Origin of the sequence: Saccharicrinis fermentans DSM 9555 = JCM 21142, from assembly GCF_000517085.1 — a bacterium.
GTDB lineage: Bacteria > Bacteroidota > Bacteroidia > Bacteroidales > Marinilabiliaceae > Saccharicrinis > Saccharicrinis fermentans.
Window position 1 is genome coordinate 1,051,561 of record NZ_KI912107.1, and the last position, 22,732, is coordinate 1,074,292.

The 22,732-nt window shown below is 37.3% G+C and carries 13 protein-coding genes; 8 read left to right on the plus strand and 5 right to left on the minus strand.

Going from position 1 to position 22,732, the window contains the following annotated elements:
• The first annotated feature begins 46 nt into the window (after window positions 1-46).
• The 7 genes from araA (at window position 47) to gluP (ending at window position 9,040) form a co-directional block, all read left to right on the plus strand.
• A complete protein-coding gene (araA, locus tag CYTFE_RS0104305; RefSeq protein ID WP_027470813.1) occupies window positions 47-1,549 on the plus strand; it encodes an L-arabinose isomerase in 1,503 nt (500 codons plus the stop codon).
• 212 nt (window positions 1,550-1,761) lie between these two features.
• A complete protein-coding gene (locus tag CYTFE_RS0104310; RefSeq protein ID WP_027470814.1) occupies window positions 1,762-3,441 on the plus strand; it encodes a sodium:solute symporter in 1,680 nt (559 codons plus the stop codon).
• Window positions 3,442-3,453: 12 nt separating this feature from the next.
• Window positions 3,454-4,140: an L-ribulose-5-phosphate 4-epimerase gene (locus CYTFE_RS0104315; RefSeq protein ID WP_027470815.1), complete on the plus strand. Its 687-nt coding sequence runs from the start codon at window positions 3,454-3,456 to the stop codon at window positions 4,138-4,140.
• A 216-nt stretch (window positions 4,141-4,356) separates the two neighbouring features.
• Window positions 4,357-4,725, plus strand: coding sequence for a zinc-binding dehydrogenase (locus CYTFE_RS0104320; protein WP_027470816.1), 369 nt, complete (start codon window positions 4,357-4,359; stop codon window positions 4,723-4,725).
• A gap of 106 nt (window positions 4,726-4,831) precedes the next feature.
• Window positions 4,832-6,499 carry a ribulokinase gene (locus CYTFE_RS0104325; protein ID WP_027470817.1) on the plus strand — a complete coding sequence of 556 codons (1,668 nt, stop codon included), beginning with the start codon at window positions 4,832-4,834 and terminating at the stop codon, window positions 6,497-6,499.
• 152 nt (window positions 6,500-6,651) lie between these two features.
• Complete coding sequence (locus CYTFE_RS0104330) at window positions 6,652-7,341, plus strand: NUDIX hydrolase (protein ID WP_027470818.1); 690 nt, start codon at window positions 6,652-6,654, stop codon at window positions 7,339-7,341.
• Window positions 7,342-7,864: 523 nt separating this feature from the next.
• Complete coding sequence (gene gluP, locus CYTFE_RS0104335) at window positions 7,865-9,040, plus strand: glucose/galactose MFS transporter (protein WP_262505573.1); 1,176 nt, start codon at window positions 7,865-7,867, stop codon at window positions 9,038-9,040.
• A gap of 181 nt (window positions 9,041-9,221) precedes the next feature.
• Here the strand turns inward: gluP and CYTFE_RS0104340 are convergent, their stop codons facing one another.
• From CYTFE_RS0104340 to CYTFE_RS24930, 5 genes are all read right to left on the minus strand, one after another.
• Complete coding sequence (locus CYTFE_RS0104340) at window positions 9,222-10,343, minus strand: aldose epimerase family protein (RefSeq protein WP_081735909.1); 1,122 nt, start codon at window positions 10,341-10,343, stop codon at window positions 9,222-9,224.
• A 394-nt stretch (window positions 10,344-10,737) separates the two neighbouring features.
• A complete protein-coding gene (locus CYTFE_RS0104345) occupies window positions 10,738-12,282 on the minus strand; it encodes a sulfatase-like hydrolase/transferase (RefSeq protein ID WP_027470821.1) in 1,545 nt (514 codons plus the stop codon).
• On the minus strand, window positions 12,279-12,992 hold the full coding sequence (locus CYTFE_RS30635; RefSeq protein ID WP_262505574.1) for a glycoside hydrolase family 2 TIM barrel-domain containing protein: 714 nt from the start codon (window positions 12,990-12,992) through the stop codon (window positions 12,279-12,281). Before CYTFE_RS30635 ends, CYTFE_RS0104345 begins: the two co-directional genes overlap by 4 nt.
• A gap of 21 nt (window positions 12,993-13,013) precedes the next feature.
• Entirely contained in the window at window positions 13,014-14,138 is a 1,125-nt protein-coding gene (locus tag CYTFE_RS30640) for an alpha-L-fucosidase (RefSeq protein ID WP_027470823.1), read from the minus strand.
• Window positions 14,139-14,765: 627 nt separating this feature from the next.
• Window positions 14,766-17,870, minus strand: a complete 3,105-nt coding sequence (locus CYTFE_RS24930; RefSeq protein ID WP_081735910.1) for a glycoside hydrolase family 2 TIM barrel-domain containing protein — start codon at window positions 17,868-17,870, stop codon at window positions 14,766-14,768.
• Between the two features lie 502 nt (window positions 17,871-18,372).
• Between CYTFE_RS24930 and CYTFE_RS0104370 the strand changes: the two genes are divergently transcribed.
• The gene (locus CYTFE_RS0104370) at window positions 18,373-22,458 is read left to right on the plus strand and encodes a hybrid sensor histidine kinase/response regulator transcription factor (RefSeq protein ID WP_044262564.1); all 4,086 of its coding nucleotides are present in this window, start codon (window positions 18,373-18,375) and stop codon (window positions 22,456-22,458) included.
• The last annotated feature ends 274 nt before the right edge of the window (window positions 22,459-22,732 follow it).

Here is a 22,732-nt window from a genome sequence, read left to right on the forward strand (position 1 = left end):
TAGTGTATTATCCTATAATATTCAGTTTTTGTTAAAATCGGTAATTATGAAAGCATTAAATCAATTAGAAGTTTGGTTTGTTACAGGCAGTCAGCATTTATATGGGCAAAAGACTCTTGATGAGGTTGTTGAACACTCCAGGGAAATTGTAACTGCATTGAATGAGGCGTCAGAGTTGCCTGTGAAGGTGATTTGTAAGGCTACAGGTACAGGTTCGTCAGAAATCCATCAAATGTGTAAGGATGCCAATTGTGCAGAAAACTGTATAGGTATTATTACTTGGATGCACACCTTTTCTCCTGCTAAGATGTGGATTCATGGACTAAAAGAGTTGAACAAACCCTTACTTCATTTACATACGCAATATAACAAGGAGATTCCATGGGATGATATTGATATGGACTTTATGAACTTGAACCAGAGTGCGCATGGTGATAGGGAGTTTGGGCATATGACGGCTCGGATGCGTTTGAATCGTAAGGTGGTTGTAGGGCATTGGCAAGATGCTAAAGTGCTTTCTCAAATTGCCAGATGGACGCGTGTGGCGGCTGGCTGGGCTGACTCTCAGGATATGCTGATTATACGTTTTGGTGATCAGATGAATAATGTGGCTGTTACAGATGGAGACAAAGTGGAGGCAGAACGTGTCTTTGGGTATCATGTTGATTATAGTCCTATTGCTGAATTGGTGGCGGTGCAGAATGAGGTGTCGGATAAAGAGGTGTCAGATTTGCTGAAAGTATATGAGTTGCATTATGATTTAGCAGATAATTGTAAGGAAGGAGGAAGAGATAGGAAGCAGGTTGCCAATGCAGCTCGAATTGAAATTGCTTTACGGAGGTTTTTGGAGGATAAAGGAGCCAAGGCATTTACCACAAACTTTGATGATCTGGAGGGTATTGATCAATTACCAGGTTTGGCTTGTCAACGCCTGATGGCTGATGGTTATGGGTTTGGTGCTGAGGGAGATTGGAAAACGGCTGCTTTGTGTCGTACCGTTTGGTATATGGGACAAGGTTTACCTAATGGTTGTTCTTTTCTTGAAGATTATACCTTAAATTTTGATGGAGAAAATAGTTCCATTCTTCAAGCACATATGCTTGAAGTTTGTCCTTTAATTGCAAATCATAAACCCAAATTAGAGGTTCATCCTTTGGGTATTGGTGGAAAAAATGATCCGGCTCGTTTGGTGTTTACGAGTAAGACTGGGCCTGGTGTTGCGGTTACAGTTGTTGATATGGGAAGTCGTTTTCGAATGATTATTAATGCAGTGGACTGTATTGCATCAAAGGCACTCCCTAAACTTCCAGTGGCAAGTGCACTTTGGATTCCGCAACCAAATTTTGAAGTTGGTGCAAAGGCTTGGATTTTAGCAGGAGGAACGCATCATACAAGTTTTTCGTACGATTTGAGCGTCGAAGATCTGTTGGATTTTGCCGAGATTGCTGGTGTTGAGGCGCTTGTTATCGATAAGGATACTACTATTTCAGCTTTTAAGAAAGAGCTTCAGTGGAATGACCTTTATTATCATTTAGCCAAAGGAATATAATTTTTATAGACCATATGAAATGAGCTATGGGAATGGATTCAAACACAGGTAGATGATTAATCCTGACGAGTTCCATATGGCCATAGAAAAATAAATTTGAACATATGAAATGCTCAACAGTAGCTTTTTATTTATCTGTATGTCTACTTGAAGCCTAGTGTTGGTAGGTGTATTTTATATGTGATTTTTGTTAACTAAACGGGTTTGAAAAAATGTCTACGTTAGATTGGATTGTTATTGGACTGTTCTTTGTTGTTTTAATTGCTATTATTGTTTGGGTAGTTAGTCAAAAGAATAAAAATTCAGAGGATTATTTCCTGGGAGGACGTGATGCTTCCTGGATTGCTATCGGAGCATCTATTTTTGCTTCCAATATCGGATCAGAGCATTTGATTGGTTTGGCTGGTGCAGGGGCTTCAAGCGGGATGGCAATGGCACATTGGGAAATACAAGGTTGGATGATATTAATTTTAGGTTGGGTGTTTGTGCCATTTTATTCAAGAAGTATGGTGCTGACAATGCCTGAGTTTCTCGAAAGAAGATATAATAAAGAGTCCAGAACGGTATTGTCATTGATATCTTTGGTAAGTTATGTGCTTACAAAGGTGGCAGTAACGGTTTATGCCGGCGGATTGGTTTTTCAGCAGGTGTTCGGGATTGAAGAGATGTGGGGGATTGATTTCTTTTGGATTTCTGCAATAGGCTTGGTTTTGTTGACTGCGTTATATACCATATTTGGAGGTATGAAATCTGTGTTGTATACGTCTGTGTTACAAACACCAATTTTGTTGGGGGGCTCTTTGATTATTCTTGTGCTTGGTTTAAAGGCGGTAGGTGGTTGGGAACAAATGCTTGAGATTTGTGGTGCAACAAAAGTGAATGATTATGGCGATAGTATGGTGAACTTGATACGTGATAACCGCGATTCAAATTTTCCATGGTTGGGGGCGTTGATTGGTTCGGCTGTTATCGGCTTTTGGTATTGGTGTACTGATCAATTCATTGTTCAACGGGTGCTGTCAGGCAAAAACGAAACACAGGCGCGTAGAGGAACTATTTTTGGTGCTTACTTGAAGTTGTTGCCTGTGTTTTTGTTTCTTATACCGGGTATGATCGCTTATGCAATGGGTGCCAAAGGTGATGTGATGCTGAATGGAGAACTTTATGTGTTGCCAAGTGCAGATGCTGCTTTTCCTTCTTTGGTAGCTCAATTGTTACCTGCAGGTGTTAAAGGACTGGTGGTGTGTGGTATTTTGGCCGCATTAATGAGTTCTCTGGCATCCTTGTTTAATTCTTCGGCTATGTTATTTACGATCGATTTTTATAAGCGTTTTAAACCGAGTACTTCTGAAAAAAAACTGGTCAAGATTGGTCAGTTAGCTACTATTATTATAGTAGCGTTAGGTATTCTGTGGATCCCTATTATGCGCAGTATTGGAGATGTTTTGTATGAATATTTGCAAGATGTTCAGTCTGTATTGGCTCCTGGTATTGCTGCGGCTTTTTTAATGGGTATAACATGGAAGCGTGCGTCTGCTGAAGGTGGATTTTGGGGTCTGATGTCTGGTTTTATTATTGGTATTACACGCTTGGGTGCTAAGGTGTATTATAATTCAGTGCAAGATGCAGGGGATAGCTTGTTTAAGTCCGTATTCTTTGATACCAATTGGTTGTTTTTCTGTGGATATATGTTATTGGTGTGTATCGTAGTGGTTGTGGTGGTGAGTTTGTATACCAAGGCGCCTAGCAAAGAAAAAATTCAAGGTTTGGTTTTTGGAACTTCGACTCCTGAGCAAAAAGCTTTGTCTAGAGCCAGTTGGAATAAGTGGGATGTGGTTCATACTGTTGTAATTCTTGGCTTTACAGTGGCCTTTTATATTTATTTCTGGTAAAAAAGAGAAGTGATGTTAGAAGAATTAAAAGAGGAAGTTTATAGGGCCAATATGGATCTGGTAAGGTATGGTCTGGTTATTTTCACATGGGGTAATGTAAGTGCCATTGATCGACACGAGGGTTTGGTGGTTATAAAGCCTAGTGGAGTGGAATATGAGGTGATGAAAGTATCGGATATGATTGTGGTTGATTTGGAAGGAAATGTGGTGGAAGGCGATTTGAAGCCTTCTTCTGATACTCCTACGCATCTTGAATTGTATAAGGCTTTTTCATCCATTGGAGCTGTGGTTCATACGCATTCTACTTATGCTACAGCTTGGGCTCGGGCAGGAAAGAGTATTCCTGTTTTGGGAACTACGCAAGCTGATTATTTTTATGGGGATGTGCCATGTACCAGATCTATGACAGAGGAGGAAATAAAAGGTGATTATGAGAGAGAGACGGGAGTAGTGATTGTGGAGACTTTTGATAATAGGAACCCCTTGCATGTGCCAGGTGTTTTGGTAAAAAATCATGGACCTTTTTCATGGGGAAAAGATGCCAATGAGGCGGTGCATAATAGTGTAGTCCTGGAGCAAATTGCAAAAATGGATCAGATAACCTTTCAGGTAAATCCGGAAACGGATATGAATAGTCATCTGGTAGAGAAGCATTTTAATCGTAAACACGGAGTTAATGCATATTATGGTCAAAGGTGATTCTTAATAGTGAATGAGCTGACCGCTTAGGTATAAAGGACGTTTTGTTATATCTGGGCAGCTCTATTTTTAGTGTGGCGTGAAATAGTGGAATAGAATTAATTATTTATTATATATGAAGTTGTCAAGGTGACGCGGGTTTATGTGGCAAGTGAAAACAAAATTTATTCTCATGCAAGCAGTTAACATAACCGGTATTAGGCAGGTGAGGAAGAAATGCTGAAGAATGAGGTTGAAGTGGGTTATGATGTGGTATATGAGTGTTGTGGTAAACAGGAGGCGCTTGATGCGGCATTGCGGTTATTAAAATCAGGCGGTAAGTTAGTGTTTGTTGGGATTCCAGAGACGGAGGGCCTGCAGTTTAATATGAATTTGATGCGTCGTAAGGAGATTTGTGTTCAAAATGTGCGTCGTCAGAATAATAGTTTTGAAGATGCTATTGAAATGATAGTAAAGGAGCCTTCTTATTTTGAGAGGCTCATTACGCATAATTACCATTTCAAGGCTGCTTCGGAAGCTTTTGAAAATGTTGCAAATTATGAGGATGGGGTTATAAAGGCGATGGTGGAATTTGATGATATATAAGTAAAATGTGATTGTTTAGCCTTGAACTTTAGGGTTTTATGCTAGTGTGTTTGGTGTGGGTGGAATTTGTCTTGGTGTTACTTTTTGAAAAAAAAACGAGAAAAAAATGAAAAAGCAATATGTAATAGGATTGGATTATGGATCTGACTCTGCGCGATCAGTTGTTGTTGATGTGGCAAATGGAAATGAGTTGGCTTCGTCTGTAAAATATTATCCTCGTTGGATGGAGGGGAAGTATTGCGCTCCGGAGAAGGATCTGTATCGTCAGCATCCATTGGATTATGTTGAGGTGATGGAGTATGTAGTAAATGATGCCCTGAAAAAAGCGGGAGAAGGTGTAGCTGATAATGTGATCGGTATTTCCTTTGATACGACCGGCAGTACTCCGGTGCTTGTGAATAAGGAGGGTACTCCTTTGGCTTTGTTGCCTGAATTTGCCGAAAATCCAAATGCTATGTTTGTGCTTTGGAAAGATCATACCGCAGTGAAGGAAGCTGCAGAAATAAATCAATTAGCCGCTCGTTGGAGTGAGGATTATACCAAGTTTGAAGGTGGTATTTATTCTTCAGAGTGGGTGTGGGCCAAGATATTGCATGTGTTGCGTTCGGATGAAACTGTTCGCAAAGCTTCTTTTTCATGGGTCGAACATTGTGACTGGTTACCGGGTTTGATCACCGGAAATCAAAATCCGTTGGAAATTCTACGCAGCCGTTGTGCTGCAGGTCACAAAGCAATGTGGCATCCAGGTTGGGGTGGGCTCCCTTCTCAGGAATTTTTATCGGAGCTTGATCCTGTGTTGGATGGTTATAGGGAGCGCTTATATAAGGATACCTATCCCAGTGATGTTGCAGTAGGTAATTTATCTAAAGAATGGGCTAAAAGGTTGGGGCTTACAACGAATGTTAAAGTGGGGGTTGGTGCTTTTGATTGTCATATGGGGGCGGTAGGAGGTGAGGTAACTCCGAATGTATTGGTTCGGGCTATTGGAACTTCTACTTGTGATATTATGATTGAAGAGTATGATAAGATTGGGGATAAGCTAATTGCAGGAATCTGTGGTCAGGTTGATGGTTCTGTAGTGCCAGGTTATGTGGGATTGGAAGCCGGACAGTCTGCTTTCGGAGATTTGTATGCGTGGTTTAAGCATGTGTTGGCATGGCCAATTGAGAATATTTTGGCAAAAACGACTTTGGTTAATGATAAAATAAAGACTAAGTTGATGCAGGAAACTATGGATGCTATTATTGTTGAATTGTCGAACGAAGCCATGAAGATACCTGTTGAAGAATCTACTATTGTAGCTGTGGACTGGATGAATGGACGCCGAACTCCTGATGCAAGTCAGGAAGTTACAGGTTCTATTGCTGGCTTAAAATTGGGTTCCTCGGCACCAGGTATTTTTCGAGCCTTGGTAGAGGCAACGGCTTTTGGTTCGAAAGCAATTGTGAATCGGTTTGCGAGTGAGGGGGTTGAGATTAAAGAGATTATAGCCCTGGGGGGCGTGGCTAAAAAATCACCTTTTGTCATGCAAATATTGGCCGACGTTTTAGGTATGTCACTGAAGGTGGCGGCTACCGATCAGACCTGTGCTTTTGGGGCGGCTATGTTTGCTGCTGTTGTTGGTGGAGCTTATGATAGGGTGGAAGATGCGCAGAAGGCAATGGGTAAGGGTTTCGAAAAAGTATATCAGCCAAATGCAAAAAATGTAGAGGTTTATGGGACTATTTATGATAAATACCTTAAATTAGGTGCATTTACCGAAAGTGAGTTGTGATTATTTATTAAGACTAATGTTGCTAAGGCGGGAAAAGCTTGTGATATCTTTTCTCGCCTTTGTGTTTAGTGAGCTTGTCTTGGATGAGTTTTTTTGTTTTGTGTAATGCAAAGTTAGAATTACCTTTATGCGTCAATACAAAAATAATTAATATGCAAGATAATCAATATATTCAGCATCCAAGATATCATGTCGCTGTAGATTGTGTAATATTTGGTTATGAAGAGGGAGTCTTAAAATTACTGCTCTACCCAAGGGGATTTGAACCTTCGCTTGGGAATTGGTCTCTTCTGGGTGGTTTTGTCCAGGAAAAAGAATCGGTGGAGGATGCGTCCAGAAGAGTTTTGCTTAATACTACTGGTTTGAGAGATATTTATTTGCAACAAGTATCTACTTTCTCCAGACCAGATAGGGATCCCGGGGCTAGGGTGATTAGTGTGGTGAGTTATGCCTTGGTGCATATAGATAAATATGATAAAGAATTGGTGCGTGATCATGGAGCTCATTGGTGGCCGGTTGATAAAATGCCTCAGTTTATTTTTGATCACAAAAGTATGGTGCAGTCGGCATTGTTTAAACTTCAACAGGATGCAAGTGTGAAGTTGGTGGGCAAAGAGTTACTTCCTGATTTATTTACACTGAATCAACTGAGGAGTTTGTATGGTGCTATTTTTCAAAAAGATTTTGACCCAGCTAATTTTCGTAAGAAGATCTTGTCTTTGGGCGTTTTGGAAAAGACAAGTATTAAAAATACTACCGAGTCTCGTAAAGGCGCGTTTTGCTATAAGTTTAAAGAGGAAACTGAAATGAGGGTGAGTGATCGGATTGTGAAATTTATTTAAAAGTATGCGAATTTAGTGAAGTTTTTTCTTGTATTTTATAAAGGTATAATATACTTTTATAAAGTTGTAATTAGGAGTTTTAATTAATTTACAGTTTTTTATAATCTTGTTATATAGTAATATATAGTTGTTAATATAAAGGTGTAATATACTTTAGTTTCTCTTAATAATCTAAATCCTTAAATAAATTTATGATGGAAACGAAACGAGTTAGTAAGTATGCAAAATGGTTAGTAAGTGGAACGTCGTACTTGTTTATTAAAAATTATTTAGATAAGCAAGAAAGTTCAATAGTAGAGGGAAATCGTAAAAAGTTATCAAAAAAAAGCGATAGAAAGGCTTGTTAAAACAAATGGATTTGTTCTTGTTTTAATTAAGTTTAGTAAGTTGTTTTTTGATGATTTACTTGTTGTATAAAGAATATCTGCATAATAAAAGATTGATTTTAAAATGAAATTATATACTATCATTTATTTATCTAATTTTTATGTCTAAAAATAAATATCTATTTCCATTAATTGTAATGGCGTCTTTGTTTTTCCTGTTTGGATTTATAACGACAATGAATAACTCTACGATTGAGTTTTTGAAAGAAGCTTTTGGCTTAAACGATGTACAAAAGCAATTGCCTAATACCTTCTTTTATGGTGCCTATGCGCTCTCAATCCCAGTGGGTTTTTTAATTAAAAGGATTGGTTATCGTTTTTCAATTTTTACTGGATTGGCATTAATAGCCATTGGTTTTTTTGCGTGCATACCAGGTGTTGGATTTGGGTATTATGGTTTTTTAAGTACAGTGTCAATTTTTGCCATTGGTGTGGTTATCCTTCAGGTTGCTGCGGCTCCTTATGTGGTAGCTCTTGGTCCTAAAGAAAGTTCTGCAAGTAGATTAACGTTAACGAATGCACTAAATTCAGTGGCAACTGTTATTGCTCCTATTTTTGTTTCGATGTTATTAGTAGTGCCGGAATTAGGTGAAGGTCAGGTGTTAGAAAATTCAGCAATTCGAGATATTGTCATAAATCCTTTTGTGGGAATTGGAATAGCTACTACTGTAATTCTTTTTATTATGTTCTTTTTGAAGTTGCCTAATATAAAAGGAGAGCAAGAGGGAGATGAAAAGACAAATTCTGTTAAAATTAAATCAAGTGCATTTAAGTACCCGCATGTGTGGTTGGGCTCAATAGCTATTTTTGTTTATATGGGTATTGAGATCGGCATTCCTAGTTTTTTTGCTGATTTTGCAGCTACTAAAGGAGCGGTGATCGAAACGTCTACTACGGATATGTTGAAGTTTTATTGGGGAGGCCTGATGGTAGGGCGTTTATTGGGTATTTTTGTGTTGAAAAAATATAAGGCATCGACAATTTTGTCTTTGTGTGCCATGGGTGGTGCTGCTATGTTGGTGGGGGCTATTACTTTGAATGGAAATGTGAGTATGTGGTTGTTTTTAGGTACTGGTTTATTCCATTCAATTATGTGGCCGGTTATTTATAGTCTGGCCTTGGAGGATTTAGGTCCTCATGCCGATGTGGCTTCGGGTGTGATTGCTACTTCTGTCATTGGTGCAGCTATTCTTACTCCTATTATGGGAGGAATTCAAGCTATGACAGGAACTGTTGTGGCTGGTATCGCTTGTTTGTTCGTGTATTATTTATATCTTATTTTCTTCGCAACAAAGGGGTCTAAGATTAGATAATTGTGATAATAAATATGATTCTGATTTTTGATGGAACTCCCCAAAAGTTTTTCAAGAATCAATTTGGAAGGATTCTCTGACGGGGATCCTTCTTTGTTTTCGCCTTTTTCAAGAGAATGATTGGTAAAATATATGCCAAAATATATACTTGATGGACATACTTACAAGTGCCCATCCTTAATTATTCTGTTTTAAATCGGTATATGCAAATTGAATAATATTCTTTGCCGGGTTCAAGTAGGGTAGATGGAAATTGAGGTTTATTGGGACTGTCAGGGAAGTGTTGGGTCTCTAAGCAAAAAGCAGAACGGTATGTAATTGATTTTCCGTGTTTGCCAGTGTCTGTTCCATCTAAAAAGTTACCGCTGTAAAATTGTAATCCTGGCTCGTTAGTGAGAACTTCCATTACTCGGCCGGAAATGGGCTCTTTTATGATGGCAGCCAATGATAGGGTGTCACTTTTTTTGTTTAATACCCAGTTGTGGTCGTATCCTGCTCCGTATTTCAACTGGATATTTGGATCGTTAATACGCTCCCCAATTCTTGTGGCTGAGGTAAAATCAAAGGGGGTATCTTTTACCGGAACGATTTCTCCACTGGGTATTAAAGATTCATTTACAGGAGTGTAGCTGTTGGCATTGATATATAAAATATGCTGGGTGATGCTACCACTCCCCTCACCAGCTAAATTGTAATAGTTATGGTTGGTGAGATTAATGTGTGTTGTTTTATCTGTTGTGGCAAAATATTCAATTTTCAGTTCGTTTTGATAGGTCAACTCGTAAATAACCTTGATGTTCAGGTTGCCGGGGTAACCTTCTTCCATATCTGCTGATAGATAGCTTAATTCAAGCCTGTTTTTTGCAGTTTGCTTAGCGTTCCAAATTCTATCAAAGTAGCCCGTGGGGCCTCCATGTAAAGAATTTTCACCATTGTTGGAATTTAAATGGTATGTTGTACTATCTATAGAAAATGCTCCATTGGCTATTCTATTTCCGTAGCGTCCTATTATGGCTCCATAATAACGGCTTTTAGATGTTGTATATTCTTGAGCTGTTTTTAAACCAATATTAATGTCTGTTAATCTGCCTTTTTTATCGGGTACCCATAAGGAAACTACTCGGCCTCCAAGATTCGTAATTTCAGAGACTAAGCCCTTGTTATTTGTAAGTGTATATAGGGTGACTTTATTATCTTTGATGGTGGTGGAAAAGGTTTCTTTATCTAGTAATTTTATACCTGAAGTGGGAGGTTCGCAGCTTATGGCCATAGAGCAGATTAGAACTAAAAAGATGAATTTCATGATGAAGATTGTTTAAATTAGTATTATTTGAATAAATGTTATTTCAACAAATATAATAGTAAATTATACTATAAAAAACACAATGCTTATAAAATAGCCAATTACATTAAAGTTTCTATTCTTATTTTCTATGCTTATGTTTATCTTTCAATGGTCATACGGAACTTGCTAAATTTACTCATTCCCTTGTGTGCAAAAACATTCCCGTGGGCTCTTCATATGTTTAAAAATTAACGAAACTTCACTAACCAGTGCAATTTCAATCATTAGGCTGTGTGTTTAATTATTTGCCTTGGGCATGTCAGTTTTATATAAAAAAAGGGTAGGATCAATTGATCCTACCCTTTTAAGGGATTTAACTTATTGGAGTTTTATAATTCTGATGACAATGAAGCTAACGTGCTACTGTGTGTGTGTCTGATTTATAAGATTCTCTTTGTCTGTTTAATTGAGACGAATAGCGTCCTGTTTTTTTTCGTAATTTTTTTAGGAGAGAAGTGTTTTCATAAACACTCACTAAATTATTGGTTTCCATAGGATCTTCTTGCAGGTTAAAAAGTTGCTCGAAGTCAGGTTTTAAATTATCAAAATCGAGGTCTTTTTCTGAATATTTTCTTTTTTGTATTTGAAACATACGTATATACTTCCACTTTCCGTCAACTATACCCTCACAAATTGGATTATCACGGCCTGTATAAAGGCTTTCGAGAAACAATTCTTTTCTCCACTTTTTACTTTCTCCGTTTAACAGTGGTATTAGGCTGCTTCCTTGCATGTATTCAGGTTTGCTGATACCTGCGTAATCAAGTATGGTGCTTGGGATATCTAAACTTGAAACCAGGTTATCAATGGTTGTCCCTTTTACTTCCTCTGGTAGGCGTGGATCGTAAATAAAACAAGGAACTTTTGCAGCTAGGTCATATAGCAAGGCTTTTCCGCCCATGCCGTATTCTCCCATCAATAATCCATGATCACTTGCGAAAATAATAATGGTGTTTTCTGTGAGTCCTTTTTCTTTTAGAGCTGCCACCAAATCACCTATTACTTTATCCATGCCTGAAATTTGCTGGTAGTAGCGTATGTGGTGTTCTTTACACGATATTGGGTTGTAATCATACTTATAAACATTGCTTGCCCTACCTTTATTCTGGTCTAATACGTTTTTGGGTATATATACGTATGGATCAGTAGCTGTTTCTTTTGGTATTTCAATATTCAAGTTTCGGTACAAGGTATCGTAAAAAGGATGACCTTTTAGTTTTTCATATTCATTTGCAGGAATCATGCAATCCGCAGCGTCCTTATTTCCTGGGTACATAGATTTTATTTGACTACCATGTGGAACGGAAAAGCTAACAGACAAGCAAAAAGGCTTCTCAGAGGGTGCTTGGTCAAGGAATTCTACGATGCTTTCTCCCATTACTGGAGTAATGATATCTTCACCGGAGTCAAAGTATTCGGAACAGTTTTTCGCTGTTTTAGGCCAGAATTTAGCCCAACCATCATGGGCGCGCCAGTAATCAAACTTACTGTTTGTTTTTCCTTTAAATGTGTAATACTCTATACCAAATTTGCCTATGAAACCAGTATAATAGCCGTTGTTTCTTAATAACTCAGGGTAGGTGTTGGCCCATTGTTCTTCTGTTAGCTTATAGGAAGAGGTAAATCCAACTCCACTCATGCGTTCGTTTAAGCCTGTAAAAAAAGCTACTCTGCTGGGTGCACAAATTGGCTCTGCTACATAGGTGTTTGAAAATCGTACGCCATTTTTAATTAATTGATCAACATTGGGACTCTTAATGTATGGATGTCCCATGGCCGAAAACGTGTTGTCTTTTTGGTCGTCAGACAGTAAAAAAATAATGTTAGGTTTTTTGTTCTGTGCGTAACTTGTTGTTAGTGCTATAATGCTAATAAGAATTATATATATATATATCATTTTGTTGTGTTTGTGTATTTCCCAAAGAAAATTTCGTCGATGTAGGCGCCTCCGATTCCTGCGTTTACTAATTGAATGGTGTTGGCACCTCTTTTAATTTGTATTTTTACGGAAACTGTAGCCCAGTGCTTGCCCCAGGAGCCAGTGTTTGGTAACAGTAATTCTGATTGTATTGTTTCTCCATTAACAATCAGTTTTACTACCCTTCCATTATTATTTGTGCTATTGCAACTGTACCTGATGTTGAGGGTTTCTGGACCATTTTCTGTTAAATCTTTAGTTAGACTTAGACCTGCCTTGTTTTTACCATCACGATACCATGTTTTACTTCGGTAATAGCCTCGTACCTGCCATGTATGCGTATTTTCTGTTCCAATAAATACTTTGTCTTTGGGCAGGTTGTTGATGTAGTTTGTTTTTTCGCTAGCTCCATTTACGCCATGTATATCCATAAATTCTGATCCGGAATGACCGGATGTTACAGGACGTGAAGGATCCAGTTGATGAAATAGTTCTACAATGTCCTTGCCCACAGAGCCTCCTGTTTCATTTCCAACACTATAGATTACTACAGCAGGGTGGTTGCGATCACGTTTTATCCAATCTGTTAGGTCTTTTCGCCACCACTCTTTGAAATAACGAACTCCATAATCATGTTTTGCTTTTTTCTTCCATCCATCAAATATTTCATCCATTACCATAATGCCAATTTCGTCGCATAAAAAAACATGCTAAACATGCTCCCATAAATTATCCCAACCTCTGGTTTTAATTTCTTTACCTACCTCACGTAGTACTTTTACATCTTCGGGGTGCATTTGACCAGAGGGGAGAGGTCCGGTATTTAACAATAAGTTAGCGGGGTATTGACTGGCACGTTTTAACATTTTAATGACTTCCTCTTTTGTTTTATGCTTACCATCATGATTTTTCGCATAACCCCATTTATTACGTTGTAAATGGTCGCATATTTCCAATGGCTTTTCTGGCAGTCCTTCTGTTTTATATTTACGTTCAGGAGCCAGAAAATCTTCAGTGCCTAGGACTCCTTGTTTATAAGAAACCAAAGTATGTGGTTGTTTGGCATGAACCAAGTCGTATAGTTCTTGTAGTCTAAACTTTGCAAAGTCTCCTGATGCAGGTACACCTTGTCCATCTAGCCATATTCCTCCTATGTTGGGAAACATATTTATCAGTTCACCGACTTGATTGTATAAAAAGTCTACATAGATATTGATATCATGCTCTTCTCCATACTTATAATAGGGTTCTTTTGTCTCATATTTAGGTCTGGCATTTCCACCCCAGTTGTCGTTGTTAGGTGCATGCGGATGACGCCAATCACGACCGTGTGAATAGTATAAATATAGAGCAAGTCCTTTTTTGTTACACTGCTCATATAATTCAGCTACTAAGTCTCTTTTGGCAGGAGAGTTGGTACTTTTAAAATCAGTGTATTGGCTGTCCCAAAGGCAAAAGCTATCATGATGGCGGGTTGTGATATTGATGTATTTCATTTCGGCCTGTAAAGCAAGATCTGTAATGAAGTCAGCATCAAATTTATCTGCCTTGAAACGGTCGGCTAGCTTTGCATATTCGTTTACATGTATTTTATCTGCTAGCTGCACCCATTCTCCTCTTCCTAATAAGGAATACAAACCGTAGTGAATGAACATACCGTAGCGTGCATTACGAAACCACTCTGTTGATGCTTTACGTGGATCTACTTTGTAAAGATCATTATAGCTGGCTAAATATGGAGGTATGTTATTTTTAGAGTTACTGAGGCATCCAGGTAAGATCATAGCTCCTGCGCCTGCTAAAAGTGTAGATGTAAGAAAATTTCTTCTGTTCATATGAATTATATTTAGATGTTTTTGACTGTTTGGTTGATAATTTATTTTATTTCAACGATTGGTTCATTACTTTGTCCATGACCCGTTTATTAGTATGTGTTATCACGAAACAAATGGTCCTTGGTGTTCATAAATAGTGGCTGCAAGAAAAGGACTGTTTTTTCAGTCTTTGATAAGAAAGCTTCAAAGACAAGGCTTTCGATTTTTTTGAAACCAAGGAGTTTACTGATTGTAAATGACTGTTTCAAAAATGAGAATAACGCAGTATTTGGAGTTTTCTTGCAAAGACTAAATAGTATAGTTGGAGGGGCTTCTTTTTTATTCTATGGAGTGGTGAAAAGTATTTGTAATGATCACCCATTCTGTTGTATCCATACCTTTCTGGTCCATTGCCAATAAAAGCACTGTATACAATTTTGTTTTGAGCCTTACTTATTATTGGTAAAGCAACGATTATCCAAATAAAATGAAAAGCGATATTTTGGGGCATAATGAACTTGCTTATATGTAAAATTAGTTCAAGGAATTAAGTGGGTAAGCAGAATATTTTTAACTTAAACGGGTCAGAGATAAGAGGCGTTATCCTCCCGAAAATTTGTTTTTTTAGGAGGATAACGCTTCTGGAAATTAAAAGGGAGTAATCGTATAACCCCAACTATATTCTCGTCTTAATAATTGATAAATCAAGTGCGGAGTGGCTCCCCAGCTGGTATCACCACCTATGCCTGCCATGCCGTAATCAAGGTTCAGCACAATGTAATCTCGTTTTTTCATATCATATTGATGATGGGCTTGTTTTTTGGGTTCGTTACCGTAGTCATCATGTTCATAATATTGTGCTTGTATGCCTAACTGGTTTCGTGCTTCTATTTTTAAACCATGCGCTCCATTATTAAGTGTTAACCATTTAACACTCATTCGGTAACCATTTGACTGAGGACGAATGTAAGGGTAGTACATGTCGTCAACGGTTGACTGGTAGGTTCCCATGAAAGCACTGGTGTATCGGTCTGCGTAGTTTTCATGAGGACCACGGCCATACCATTGTGTTTGATTAAAATCTTTATTTAATCGTATCTGTGATCCTACGCGAGGTATTGAAACGGTCTTTCTGTTGGGGTCGAAATGTATGTAATGGTCTACTTGAATGATCCCTTTACCATTTATTTTGTAGGTGCTTATGAAATCACCAAATACGTCTTCCATTCGTTTGCTTACTTTAAAAGTTAGCATTCCTTTTTCCTGACTTACTTCTATATTACTTACTGTCGCCTTTTTATCTTGTTCTTTCCATACGCCCATTTTCTTCACCATCCCGTATCCATAATCGTTATCGACCGGGGCACGCCAGAAATCAGGTTGGGGGCCTTCTTGGATATACTCTTTCCCATTGATGCTTAGATTCGTAAATGTACCTTTAGTCTTGTCAAAGTTAAGTGATGAAGTTTCTGTTTTGATGTTCCATCCCTTTTCTGATTCCTTTACTTTAAGTTTACCTTCGGCATGTATACCCACCTTAGGTGCGGCATTAGCTATTAAAATTTGTTCTTTGGCAACTTCATGCCCTTTTTTAAGTAATCCATCATCATCCTTTAAAACAAAGGAAAAGTTGACATATACGTCTTTTTTACTGTCCTCGGGTAATTTTACCGTAATAGCCTCTGTTGATTGGGCTGCAATATTAAGATCCGTAAAATGGCTGGTGTGTGTTATTTTTCCATCAACCAAAACACTGACTTCACAGTTGTATTTGTTTAAGTTTGAAAAGAAAAATTTGTTTTTGATAAAAAACTGACCTGCTCTATGTCCTTTGGTTACCGAAATGTTTTGGTACACTTTTTTCACCTCATAGATATGTGGGTTGGGTTCACGTACTGGAGAAACCAGCCCATTTATGCAAAAATTATTGTCATTACGTGTGCCTGGCTTCTCCAAGTCACCACCGAATGCAAAGTAGTCATTGCCGTTTTTATCTTTACTTAATATACCTTGGTCAACCCAGTCCCAGATGCATCCTCCTTGTAGGGCTGGGTATTTCTCAATTAGATTCCAATAATCTTGTAGGTTTCCTACACTGTTACCCATGGCATGTGCGTATTCACATTGAATGAGAGGGCGGTAAATATCCGTTTGTCGTGCATAATTTTCCATTTCTTCGGCAGTGGCGTACATGGGGCATACAATGTCGGTATGCCGTTTATTGTCGGCCTGTTCAAATTGCACCGGACGGGTGTCTTGGGACTTAAGCCATTTATAAGCCTTCACAAAATTAACACCATCTCCTGCTTCATTACCCATGGACCAGATAATAACCGAAGGATGGTTTTTGTCTCTTTTATACATTCTTTCAATTCTGTCCAGGTGTGGTTTTTCCCATGCGGGATCATCTGCAATATGATAATCGTAAGGCGCTTGTAGGGCTGCTCCTAAACCATGTGATTCTATATTTGCTTCGTTAATGACATATAAGCCATATTTATCACATAATTGGTACCAATATGGATCTGTAGGGTAATGGCAGGTTCTTACGGTGTTGATGTTATATTCTTTCATCAAACGAATATCCTGTTCCATTAATTCTTTGCTAATGTAATGGCCTGTTACAGGGTCGTGCTCATGTCTGTTAACGCCCTTTACAAGCACGGCTTGACCATTTACCAGCAGTTGGCCGTCTTTTATTTCCACACTTCTAAAACCTACATTTTCTCCGAAAGTCTCTATTAGTTCATTGTCTTTGTTTTTTAATGAAATAACAAGACGATATAAATTGGGAGATTCAGCAGACCATTTTTTTACGTTTTTGATGTTGTGGTTGAAAACTACATTGGCTTTGTGGTTTTTTACTTTTAATGGCATGGATGATTGAATGATTTCTTTGTTGCCATCTAACAATTGAAATGATGCTTGTAAGCCTGTGCTTTTTTGTTGCGACTGTATATCTAATTCCAAAGAGAATACACCATTGGTGTAGTTTTCGCTTAATCCTGCATTTACTTTAAAATCGCGAACCCTTGTTTTAGGAGTAGCATAGATAAATACATCACGCTCAATACCACTAATGCGCCAAAAATCCTGACATTCTAAGAAGGATCCATCGCTCCAGCGATAAACTTCTACAGCCAATGTGTTTGGGCCTTTTTGAAGGTATGGCGTAATGTCAAATTCTGCCGGGGTCTTAGATCCTTGGCTATATCCTACGCTTTGTCCGTTCACCCATACATACATGGCTGATTTTACCGCTCCGAAATGTAAGATGATATCACGACCATCCCAATCGTCAGGAACCTCGAAGTCTCTTCTGTATGAACCTACCGGGTTTTTTTCTGCCGGAATAAAATCAAGAACCGGAGGAGTAGGTCTCTTGTTGGGAGAGAAGTCAAAGGGGTGATTGAGGTACATGGGCATGCCATATCCTTGTAATTCCCAGTTGCCGGGTACATTTATTAGGTCCCAGTTTTGAACATCATAATCTGTCTTGTAAAAATCAATAGGCCTGCTTTGAGGCCCTTCTGAATATTTAAATGACCATTGGCCATTTAATAGTTTATAATAGCTTGAACTTACAGCATCGGCTTTTGTGGCTTCGCTCACTGTTGATGCAGGTATTATAATGGATGAAGCATCGAGCCTGTTCTTCTGCAAGATATTGATGTTCTTCCAATCTTGACCAGTCATATGTATTGTAATACATAAGACCACCAGAGTTGTTAATGTTCTAAATAAATGTATCATATATTAATTATTGAAATGGTACTATTAATTTTCAAATTCAAATATTATAAATACTAAGCTATTTACTTATTGATGATATATCTATATTTATAATATATCAGTTAAAAATGTGTTATTGGCAGGGTGTGAACTATAATTCATAAAAAATGAACTATGAGCAATAAATAAATAAATGTGTATTTTGGATAAAATTTGGATATTTGCACAACAATATCTGCCCATTAATTATCCTTATTTGATAGAAGATTGTTGATAAGAGGATTTTGCCAATACAGTCTTTTCTTATTGTATGAATTGATAGAGATTGTTTTGAGTTAAAGAATTGTCTTTGTTTTGTAAGTGAAATGATCGATATTAAATAAAAATCAAAAGAAAGAAGGATAAATGTGTGCTTTGGAGTGTGGAGGAATTTTTATTCAATTTGCTAAAAAAATGAGTAATGTATTTATGTTTCTAGCTTTGTAGGCATGTGTACCAGGGTAATGTAATCAATTTTAAAGGTATGAAATTTAGAAATCTACTATATCTACATTTATTAATATTTAACGCTATATGTGCGCAGGGTTATAATAATTTATACTTTGAACATATTGATAATACGCAAGGATTATTGTCTGATGAAGTATATAGTACTGTTCAGGATAAAAATGGATTTATCTGGTTTGGTACTTCTGAAGGCATTGTCAGGTACGATGGTTATGAATTTGAATCCTTTAAAAATCACGATCATTTAGGTAAATTATATGGTATCGTAATTACTTGCATCCATGTGGATCAAGATGGTAACTATTACGTAACTACCAATGATGGTTTTTATGCTTTTAATAAATTTTTTGAACCCATTCTGCAATTTGCAGAAGATTACTTTAAAGGAACTAAACTCAATTACGTTATAAAAGCTTCTGATGGAACAGTGTATGTAACAGCACAAACGGGTTTTTTTGTTGTTGACCCGATGCAAGAAAATGTTTCTTTATTGCGACCAGCTAAAAATGAGAATGTAGGTGTTAATAATACTAAGCAAATAGTTGAAGATAGTAATGGCCAAATATGGATTAGTTCATGGACAAATAATATATTGAAGCTGAATTCTGATAAAAAATCATTTACCAATTATACGCTGTTTCAGTCAAAGGGTAAAGTAGGTTATGAATTAGCAACAAATGCCCTGTTTATTGATAGTAGGGGATATTTATGGGTTGGTAGTTGGGATAAAGGTCTTTTTGTTTTGGATATTTCCGGAGATAGCATCCATATTATTAAAACCTTTGTGCATGAAAATGCTGATCCTAATTCCATTGCAGGTGATATTATTTTGGCTATTCATGAAGATAGTTATAGTAACATATGGGTTGGAACTCCATATGGTTTATCTGTAATCCAATATCCCTTAAGTAAAAATCATAAAATTGTAAATCCTACCCCGGAGGATAAAAAGGGATCCATATCCAGTACCATTATTAATTGTATCATTAATGATGATTCTAATATACTATGGCTTGGCACTAAAGGGGGAGGTGTTGAAAAACTTATATTAGGAAGGAATAAGTTTGAGCATTTAAAAATTCCTAATTTGTTTCCGCAGAGACGAAATCAGGCCGTCCACTCTTTTGTAATTGACCATAAAGGTAGATTGCTGATGGGAGTCTTGAGTATGGGCTTTGTTGTTTACGATATGGATGAGAAAGTGTTTAAACATTATAAAGATATTCCTGAGTATAAAGTGTTGGATGAGTTCATCAATTTAAATACGGTGATGGATTTTATGTGGGACAGAGATTCTTTATTGTGGATCGGGACAAGGTATAATGGACTCGTGCTCCTGGATGTCAAAACCAAAAAAGTGGAGGTGATCCGTAATGAATTCAAATGGGATGAATACAGAGGACGTAAAGTTAATGTGTTGAATACTCTACCCAATGGCTCCGTGTTGGCAGGTACTGAAAATGGTCTGAATTTATTGATAAAAAGAAAAAATAATCGTTGGAAAAGTCGATATATCGATTTAAAAAAGGAGACAGGAGGAAGTGCAGGTACCTTTTCAATTACAGGCATTGTATCCATTGACAATCATAGTGTATTAATTGCTTCTGAATTGTATGGTTTGTATAAGCTAACCATTGATAAGGGCGATATTAAGGTTGAAAGGTGGAGTAACTGTGAAGATAAGATTGTGTGCTTGTTTAAAGACTATAGTGGCCGGATATGGATCGGAACAAAGGGGAATGGCCTGAAATATATTGATCTTAATAGTGATATTATCTTACGTCCTAATCCTGAGACTAATATTATTGGAGATGTAATTTATGGAATTAATCAGGATAAGTATGACAATATATGGGTAACTAGTAATCAAGGGATTTCTAAGATATGGGTGCAACAACCCGAATTGTCTTCAGAGAGCTATTTTCACAGAGATGGCTTACAAGGTAATTTGTTCCTACCGCGTTCCTTTTATAAGGACGATAATGGAATATTCTATGTTGGAGGATATAACGGATTTAATATTTTTGAACCGCATAGAATAAAATCTGATTTTATTAAAGCCCCTGTAGTTATCACCGATGTATTGGTGGAAGGAGAACCTTATGACTTAGCAAGTTTAAAAGATAGTATTATCTATCTCGATCACTTGCGAAATGATGTGTCTATTTCATTTTCTGCTTTAAGTTATACGTTCCCGGAAGCCAATCAGTATGCTTATATGATAGAGGGCCTGGATAAGAACTGGAAATTTGCCAACGCTAAAATGCGTAGTGCCAATTATAGTAATATTCCCCCTGGTGAATACACATTTCTCTTGAAAGGTTCTAATAGTCAGAGGGTATGGAACGAGGATGTTGTTAAGCTGAAAATAAAGGTGGCTATAGCTCCTTATAAATCCTGGTGGGCCATTGGTTTGTATGTTATTATTATTGGAATGATTGCAGGATTGATTTTTAGACAAAGACTTCGAATTGAACGTGTAAAGCAAAATATGGAATTGGAGCATGTGGCAAGGGTTAAATCAGAGAAATTGAATAATTATAAATTAAGTTTTTTTACCAATATATCACATGAATTACTAACACCTATTTCAATATTGTCTACTTCTCTGTTTAGTTTAAAGGAAACGAAAGAATATGATGATAATACTGTCTCTGTTATGGAGCGAAGTATTGCCGGACTGGAAAGACTAATTAAACAGCTGCTTACCTTTAGAAAGGTAGAGGCCAATAGTATGCGTGTAAGTATGAATCAGCAGAATATTAGTGAGATTGTATCTGGCTGTGCGAATGATTTTGAGCTTATAGCCCGAAAAAAGAAGATCAATTTTTCTGTAGATATTGAAGATGGCTTAGCAGGTACGGTGGATAAAGAAAAGTGTGAATTAATTATTCGTAATTTATTGTCAAATGCGATAAAATATACTTCTGACAATGGAGATATATGGTTCTCACTGGAAAAATTAGGTGCACACAATATTGTTATGAAGGTGAAAGATACTGGTTGTGGTATACCTGAGGATGCATTGCCGTACTTGTTTGATCGTTTTTACAGAGTAAAAAATAAAAAGGGTGTTCAGGCCGAAGGTATTGGTATCGGTCTGAGTCTGACTAAGAGTCTGGTGGATATCTTGCGAGGTAGTATTCAAGTTGAAAGTACAGAGGGAATGGGTACTCTTTTTACAGTTTCTTTGCCCATCGACGGAAGTTTTAATGAAGATTATGTGCATAGTGAGGTGGATGAGTTAAAGAGCTTGGATGGGAGTACGATGGTGGATACAGAAATTAAAATAGAGGACTGCAATATCTTTGAGGGTGATAAAATTTCAGTAGAAGGAAAAACGATTTTATTGGTCGAAGATAACGAAGAGTTTAGGCAGTCATTGAAAAAAGTACTGGAATCACGGTATCGGATATTAGAAGCCGAGGATGGAAAAAAAGGTTTGCTCATGGCCGAAAAAGAAGAGGTGGATTTAATTATATCGGATGTTATGATGCCTTCTATGAATGGACATGAATTATGTCAGGCCATAAAAGGTAATATTCATACCAGTCATATACCGGTTATTTTATTGACTGCTAAAGTTGGTGATGATAATAAGTTAGCTGGATATCAGTCTGGTGCGAACGCTTATCTTGAAAAACCTGTGAATATGAAGCTCTTGATAATTCGTATTCGTGCTTTATTGACAGATTTTCAGAACCAACGTGAAAAAACACATGCCAGCCTTAATCTTGAACCTGAAAATATAGAGATCACTCCCTTGGATGAGGAATTTTTTAACAGGGCAAAGAAACTAGTGGAGGAGAACATGTCTGATACAGAATATTCTATTAAAGATTTTGCCAATGAATTAGGGGTTAGTAACTCCATGCTTTACCGAAAAATGAAAAATTTGGCAAGCTGCTCACCCAGTGAGTTTGTGCGTAATATTCGTTTGAAACGTGCTGCACAGTTGTTTGAAAATAGAGCCTTTCAAATTTCAGAGGTGGCCTATAAATGCGGTTTCAACGATCTTAGCTATTTTGGAGTTTGTTTTAAAAAGATGTTTGGCGTAACGCCATCTCAATACCAAGAGGGTGAACGGAAAAGCACTTTGTAAATTGCTTTGAAGTCATTTTTTCTAGATGTGATCTTAATCCCGGATGAGGCATTGGAGTTTTGTAAAAGTTTTTCTAATGCCTTTTGTGGGGTTAAGGTCGTTGTTTTTCATATTTCCTTTTCTACATTATTCAAGCTTTCCTAGCCACTTTTTATTAAGAAAAGAAGACTACTCCTTTGGATATCATCTTGCTTAGATATGGTATTCTGTATTAATGATAAACCGAATACTTTCTTTAGTTGTGTTGGTTCTGATATATATTTATATGAGAAAT

Coding starts and splice junctions, on each gene's coding strand:
- araA (WP_027470813.1), top strand. CDS start 47: ATGAAAGCATTAAATCAATTAGAAGTTTGGTTTGTTACAGGCAGTCAG.
- CYTFE_RS0104310 (WP_027470814.1), top strand. CDS start 1,762: ATGTCTACGTTAGATTGGATTGTTATTGGACTGTTCTTTGTTGTTTTA.
- CYTFE_RS0104315 (WP_027470815.1), top strand. CDS start 3,454: ATGTTAGAAGAATTAAAAGAGGAAGTTTATAGGGCCAATATGGATCTG.
- CYTFE_RS0104320 (WP_027470816.1), top strand. CDS start 4,357: ATGCTGAAGAATGAGGTTGAAGTGGGTTATGATGTGGTATATGAGTGT.
- CYTFE_RS0104325 (WP_027470817.1), top strand. CDS start 4,832: ATGAAAAAGCAATATGTAATAGGATTGGATTATGGATCTGACTCTGCG.
- CYTFE_RS0104330 (WP_027470818.1), top strand. CDS start 6,652: ATGCAAGATAATCAATATATTCAGCATCCAAGATATCATGTCGCTGTA.
- gluP (WP_262505573.1), top strand. CDS start 7,865: ATGGCGTCTTTGTTTTTCCTGTTTGGATTTATAACGACAATGAATAAC.
- CYTFE_RS0104340 (WP_081735909.1), bottom strand. CDS start 10,343: ATGAAATTCATCTTTTTAGTTCTAATCTGCTCTATGGCCATAAGCTGC.
- CYTFE_RS0104345 (WP_027470821.1), bottom strand. CDS start 12,282: ATGATATATATATATATAATTCTTATTAGCATTATAGCACTAACAACA.
- CYTFE_RS30640 (WP_027470823.1), bottom strand. CDS start 14,138: ATGAACAGAAGAAATTTTCTTACATCTACACTTTTAGCAGGCGCAGGA.
- CYTFE_RS24930 (WP_081735910.1), bottom strand. CDS start 17,870: ATGATACATTTATTTAGAACATTAACAACTCTGGTGGTCTTATGTATT.
- CYTFE_RS0104370 (WP_044262564.1), top strand. CDS start 18,373: ATGAAATTTAGAAATCTACTATATCTACATTTATTAATATTTAACGCT.